At 73.6% G+C, this 5829-nt stretch carries 5 protein-coding genes; all 5 read right to left on the bottom strand.

Translation table 11 applies throughout. The annotated features are described in order from the left end of the window. Positions 1-178: 178 nt before the first annotated feature. Positions 179-415 carry a Trm112 family protein gene (locus VMN58_10945; GenBank protein HUF33710.1) on the bottom strand — a complete coding sequence of 79 codons (237 nt, stop codon included), beginning with the start codon at positions 413-415 and terminating at the stop codon, positions 179-181. 1 nt (position 416) lies between these two features. Next, a complete protein-coding gene (locus tag VMN58_10940; protein ID HUF33709.1) occupies positions 417-1760 on the bottom strand; it encodes a phosphomannomutase/phosphoglucomutase in 1344 nt (447 codons plus the stop codon). 11 nt (positions 1761-1771) lie between these two features. Continuing rightward, positions 1772-2953 carry a glycosyltransferase gene (locus VMN58_10935; GenBank protein ID HUF33708.1) on the bottom strand — a complete coding sequence of 394 codons (1182 nt, stop codon included), beginning with the start codon at positions 2951-2953 and terminating at the stop codon, positions 1772-1774. Between the two features lie 4 nt (positions 2954-2957). Beyond that, a complete protein-coding gene (locus VMN58_10930; GenBank protein HUF33707.1) occupies positions 2958-5447 on the bottom strand; it encodes a hypothetical protein in 2490 nt (829 codons plus the stop codon). A gap of 114 nt (positions 5448-5561) precedes the next feature. Further along, positions 5562-5829: LPXTG cell wall anchor domain-containing protein (locus VMN58_10925; GenBank protein HUF33706.1), on the bottom strand; the 268-nt coding region annotated here is incomplete at its 5' end.

Below are 5829 nucleotides of genomic sequence, written 5' to 3'. Positions count from 1 at the left end.
AGTGCGCCGCCGACGGCCTCGACGGTGCGGTCGGCGTCGGGCGAGATCGCGACGCCGAGGACGGCGGCGGCCATGACGGCCGCTGTCGTCACGGCGGCGCGCGAGAGGAGACGAGAATACCGGTGGCTCACGGCTGAAGATCGTACTGCGTCATGGTCGGCGTCGGGGGTCGCGCCGCTCATGCGTCGAACGTCGGGGCGATGCCACGCTCGGCGACGATCGCGTTCAGACGGGCAGCGTCGTCGTCGGACAGGGTGGTCGACTCCTCGACGAGCATCACCGGGATGTCGTCACGGATCTCGTACGTCCGGTTGAGGCGCGGGTTGAACAGCACCGACTCGTCGTCGAGGTAGTACAGCGGCCCCTTGTCGTCGGGGCAGGCGAGGATCTCCAGCAGCTGCGGGTCGAGGGACATGTCAGGCCTTCCGGATGAGGGCGAGGATCTCGGCGGTGCGGGCGTCGCACTCCTCGCGGGTGGGTGCCTCGAGGTTGAGGCGCAGGAGGGGCTCGGTGTTCGAGGGCCGCAGGTTGAACCACCAGCTCCCGTGGTCGACGGTGAGGCCGTCGAGGCGGTCCTGGTCCACCTCCGCGTGGGCGGCGGCAACCTCCTCGATGACCGCCAGCGGGTCGTCGACGGTGGAGTTGACCTCGCCGGAGGCGGCGTAGCGGTCGAGCGGGGCGCACAGCTCGGAGAGGGAGACGCCGGCGGCCGAGAGCTGCTCGAGGACGATCAGCGAGGCGATGAGCCCGGAGTCGGCCCGGTAGTTGTCCCGGAAGTAGTAGTGACCGGAGTGCTCGCCGCCGAACACGGCGCCGGTGTCGGCCATGACCCCCTTGATGTAGCTGTGCCCCACCTTGGTGCGCACCGGCGTGCCGCCCGACTCGCGGATGACCTCGGGCACGGCCTTGGAGCAGATCAGGTTGTGCAGCACCGTCTCGCCGGGGCGCTTGGCCAGGATCCCCATGGCCACCAGGGCGGTGGTGAGCGAGCCGGAGACGGTGGCGCCGCGCTCGTCGACCAGGAAGACGCGGTCGGCGTCGCCGTCGAAGGCCAGGCCCACGTCGGCGCCGAGCTCCAGCACCCGGGCCTGGAGGTCGCGGAGGTTCTCCGGTTGGATGGGGTCGGCCGGGTGGTTGGGGAAGGTGCCGTCGAGCTCCGGGTAGAGGGCGTCGACCTCGAAGGGGAGGCCCTCCCACACCGCGGGGCCGACGAGGCCGCCCATGCCGTTGGCGTAGTCGCAGACCACCTTGAGGGGCTTCAGGGAGTCGACGTCGACGAACGAGCGGACGTGGTCGGCGAAGTCGCCGAGGACGTCCCGGGAGGTGATCGAGCCCTGCCCCGTCGGCTCGAGGCCCTCGCGCGCCCATTCCTTGATCTCGGCCAGGCCGGTGTCCTGACCGACCGGCTTCGCCCCGGCGAGGCAGAGCTTGATGCCGTTGTACCCCGCCGGGTTGTGCGAGGCGGTGAGCATGGCGCCGGGGGCGTCGAGGGAGCCGGAGGCGAAGTAGAGCAGGTCGGTGGAGCCGAGGCCGAGGTCGACCACGTCGACCCCCTGGCCGGCGGCGCCCTCGGCGAACGCCTGGCTGATCTCGACCCCCGAGGGCCGCATGTCGCGGGCGACGACGATGCGCCCGGCGCCGGCGAAGCGGGCGAAGGCGGCGCCGATGCGACGGGCGAGCTCGGCGTCGAGCTGGTCGGGGACCGTTCCCCGGATGTCGTACGCCTTGAAGATCTGGTCGAGGGACTCCGGTGACGCCATGGCCCCCCAACCTAGTTCGGGGGTTCTCGGCCGCAGGCCGTGACGGGGGCGTCGAGGTCGTAGCGGCCTTGGCCGGCCCAGCGCCGGACCCGGAACAGGTCGCGCACCATGGTCAGGGCGTCGGCGCCGATCCGCACCGTCGACCCCTCGGCCTCCACCAGCGTCACCGGCACCTCCACCAACGACAGCCGGTACCGCTCCACGAGGTGGAACACCTCCACGTCGAACGCGAACCCGTCGAGGCGGGTGCGCGCGAAGACCGTGCGGGCCACGTCGGAGCGAAGCGCCTTGAGGCCGCACTGGGTGTCCCGGTAGCGCCCGAGCAGCACCACCGCGGTCAGCAGGTTGAAGAGCCGCCCGCTGAGCAAGCGGATCATGGGGACCGCCGTCTCCGAGGTCGACCCGGGGTGGCGGCGGCTGCCCACGGCAACGTCCCACCCGGCCTCCACCTCGGCGAGGAGCCCGAGGAGCTGGGCGGGCGGGTAGGCGAGGTCGGCGTCGACGAAGGCCACGGTGCGGCCCGTGGCCTCGAGCATGCCGGCCCGGACGGCGGCGCCCTTGCCCCGGTTCTCCGAGAGCCGGACCGTCCGTGCCCCGGCCGCGGCGGCGCGGGCGCTGGTGGCGTCGGTCGAGCCGTCGTCGACGACGAGGATCTCGAGGCCTCCGTCGTCGTCCACTCCGGTCAGCGCGTCGCGCACCCGACCGACGGTTGGCGCGATCCGCGCCTCCTCCTGGTAGGCGGGGATCACCACGCTGAGCCGCACCCGGCCCGGGGCGGGCGGTCTCGCCGTCCGTTCGGCGAGCACCGCCCGCGTCACGCCGAACGACGCCGCCCGGTGGGCGACCAGGCGGACCCCTCCCGCCAACACCAGGGCCAGCGCCTTCGACGCCAGCAGGGTGGCGACCGCTGGCTCACGCCACCCTGCCCTGGCGGTGACGACGGCGATGTCGAGGCCACCGGCGACCAGGGTGGTGGCCACGAACCACCGCGGCCGCTCCATCCAGCGACCGGGCAGGTCGTCGCCCGAGACGGCGCGGTGCAGGCTCCAGGAGGCGGTGGCGGCCACGGCGACGGCGACGGCACCGGCGAGGGGCACCGGCACCCCGAGCGCGGCCAGGCCGACGAGGACAGCGACGTCGATGGCGGTCACCGCGACGGTCGTGGCGCAGAACCGCCGCAGCTGCCGCCTCACGTGCTCACCGGGGGTCGGCGACGCCGTCCGGCGGGGCGGTGGCGTCGTCGAGCGCCCTGTGGTCGAGGCGGGGGGCCAGGAGGAGATCGGTCTCGACGGCGGCGTCGTCGTCGAGGGGCTCCTCGGACCCGGTGTCGGCGACGGGGTCGTCGTCGCCACGGCGGCGCCGGGGTGTGCGGGCTGGGAAGGCGACTGCGCCCTGCCGGGCCAGGAGCACCACGCCCACCACGCCGCCGGCGGTCATCGCCCACGCCAGCCAGTCGACCGGTGTCGTGCCGTAGGAGAGCTCCACGCTGGTGCTGGTGGGGACCACCACCATGAGGTTGGGGGCGACCCGCCAGGGCCCCTCGGCGCCGCTGGCCTGCCAGTTCGGGAAGTACGAGGTCTTGACCAGCACGGGCACGCCCGGCCGGCTCACGTCGAAGGAGATGGTGTCGACACCCTCCTCCACGTCGGAGACGACCGTGGTGCCCACGGGCCGGCGGGCGGGCTCGTCCTCGACGCTCACCCGCGCCCACGCCGGGGGGCCGTCGGCGGCGAGCATCACGTCGCGGCGCGAGGTGTCGAGGTACCAGGGGACGGCGGCGTCGAGCCAGCCCTTGCCACCGAGGGAGACGTCGTCGAGCACCACCGGCTCGGCCGCGAGGGGGACCACGAGGTCGGCGTCGGCGACCTCGTAGACGTGCCACGTCACCTCCGTGAGCTCGTCGTTTCGGCGCACCTCCGTCGACTCCGAGGTCGCCAGCAGGCTGAGGTCGTCGACGTCGTCGGCCTGGGCGACGGCCCGGTCGGAGAACGCCAGGTAGTAGCGGACCCCGAGCAGCTGGAGGTGCTCGACCCCCTCGGCCACGTCGAGGTCCCGGTACGGCAGGCCGCGCTGGGCCCGCGAGGGCCGATCCGAGAGCAGGGACTGGTTGAGGAAGTGGTAGGGCGTGGTGACCGAGGCCTCGAAGTAGAGGCCCTCCATCGAGGCGATGCAGCCGTCGGTCCAGTACGGCAGGAGCATCGGGGCCATGGGCGTGCCGAAGCGGTTGAGCTCGCTCTCGTACTCCCACATGGCGCGACCGCACCCCTCGGTCTGCCCGATGCGGTCCATCAGCGCCACGAGGCTGCGGAGCTCGGGCCACGCCTCCTTGCGCTCGTAGCCGGAGTAGTTCCAGCGGGCCCAGTCCGGCACGAAGCTGCGGTCGGTGGTGGCGACCCCGACCGACCGCGTGGGCCAGTGGTAGGTGCCGTCGTCGGCCGTCGAGCCGAACGGGAGCGACCGCAGCGGCAGGCCGAGCACGACCATCACCACCAGGGTGGCCACGATCGACCCGGTGACGAGGCCGATCCGGCTCGGCTCCTCGCTGGGCCGGCGGGCGGCGAGCACCGCGATCGAGCGGATGACCTCGGCGGCCGCGACCGCCGCCAGCAGGTAGAGCGCCAGGTACCAGAACGGCAGGAGGCGGGCGTTCCACAGGCGGCCCTGCGGGACGAGGAGGAACCCGGCGGCGGCGACGACGGCGACGATCGTGAGGAAGATGCCCAGCCGGCGCCGGAAGGCGATCGACACCCCGATGCCGACCACCGCCAGGACGGCCACCCAGGTGATGTCGCCCGGCACGTCGGCGCTGGCCGAGCCGCCGGCGAGGCGGCTGGCGGCCTCGCCGAGCGACCCGGGCAGGAGGCGCTCCCAGTAGGCGGTGACCCGCTCCCACCCCATGTCGTTGAGGTACGGGTGCCGCCACACGAACGGCACCGTCCAGAAGGAGGTGAGGGCGGCACCGACCACGCCGGTGGTGAAGGCCCAGCGGAGCCGGTGGCGGTCGGCGCGCATGGTGAGGGCGATGAGGCCGGCGACGACGGCGAAGATCGCCGGGATGACGTGGGTCAGCGCGGTGAGGGCCAGGAGCACCGCCGCCAGGGCCCGGTGCCGCCCGGTCTCGAGGCCGCGCAGGACGACGCCGAGGAACACCAGGGAGAACGCCAGGCTGTGGGAGAACGCGAACTCGCCCGCGAGGGTGGAGGCGATGTTGCCCCCGTAGATCGAGAACGACCGGTCGAAGAGGAACGCCGTGGCGGCCACGGCCAGCAGGGGTGGTCCGGGGAAGGGGAGCCGGCCGAGGCGTCCCAGGGCCCACGCCGCCGCCGGCAGCGCCGCCAGGCCGGCGACCGAGACCAGCTTGAAGGCGATGTTGTAGGGCAGGACCACGTCGAGGGCCACCACGAAGAGGCTCGGGACCACCATGTAGAAGACGTACGCGGGGAACCCGGCGTACCAGTCGGGCGCCCACCCCGTCAGCCGGCCGCTGCCGAGCAGGTGGTCGCGCAGGTGGGCCGGGCCCCACACGTGGGCGCCCATGTCGCCGCCCGCCGCCGTGGTGTTCGCCACCAAGAGCCGGGGGTGCAGCTGGGCGATGGTGTAGGCGGCGCAGGCCACGACCACGCCGATCGAGACCAGCGTCTCGAGGGAGGGGCGGCGACGGCCGGCACGCTGGTCGGTCAGGGCCATGGGGCCACCATCGTGGCACCCGCCCGGGCCCGCCACGGATCACGCCCCGGACGCGCCGGGTCCCCGGCACCGTCGGTGCCGGGGACCCGGGGAGTGCTCAGCCGTGCGCCGGGCTCAGGCCGTGGCTCGACGTCCGGTCGCCTGGCGGGATCGCAGTGCCTCGGAGCCCATGGTGAGCAGGCCACCGAGGAACAGGATCGCACCGGCGAGGAGCACCAGCGCCGAGGTCGCCTCGCCGGTCCGGGGCAGCTGGCTGATGGCAGCGGCCTCGCGCTCCAGCGTGACGCCGAGCACCACCGGCACCGCCGGCGACGCGTCGACCTGGACCTCCGGGGCGCTCTCGACGGGCACCTCCGCAGCCGGCGTGTCGGCAGGAGGCGTG

Source organism: Acidimicrobiales bacterium (genome assembly GCA_035512495.1).
In the GTDB taxonomy this organism is placed as follows: Bacteria; Actinomycetota; Acidimicrobiia; order Acidimicrobiales; family CADCSY01; genus DATKDW01.
This window is presented reverse-complemented; position numbering and strand designations above follow the sequence as displayed.

Bases quoted from the DNA above. Each gene is read 5' to 3' on its own strand.
- VMN58_10945 (HUF33710.1), bottom strand. From the start codon at position 415: ATGTCCCTCGACCCGCAGCTGCTGGAGATCCTCGCCTGCCCCGACGAC.
- VMN58_10940 (HUF33709.1), bottom strand. From the start codon at position 1,760: ATGGCGTCACCGGAGTCCCTCGACCAGATCTTCAAGGCGTACGACATC.
- VMN58_10930 (HUF33707.1), bottom strand. From the start codon at position 5,447: ATGGCCCTGACCGACCAGCGTGCCGGCCGTCGCCGCCCCTCCCTCGAG.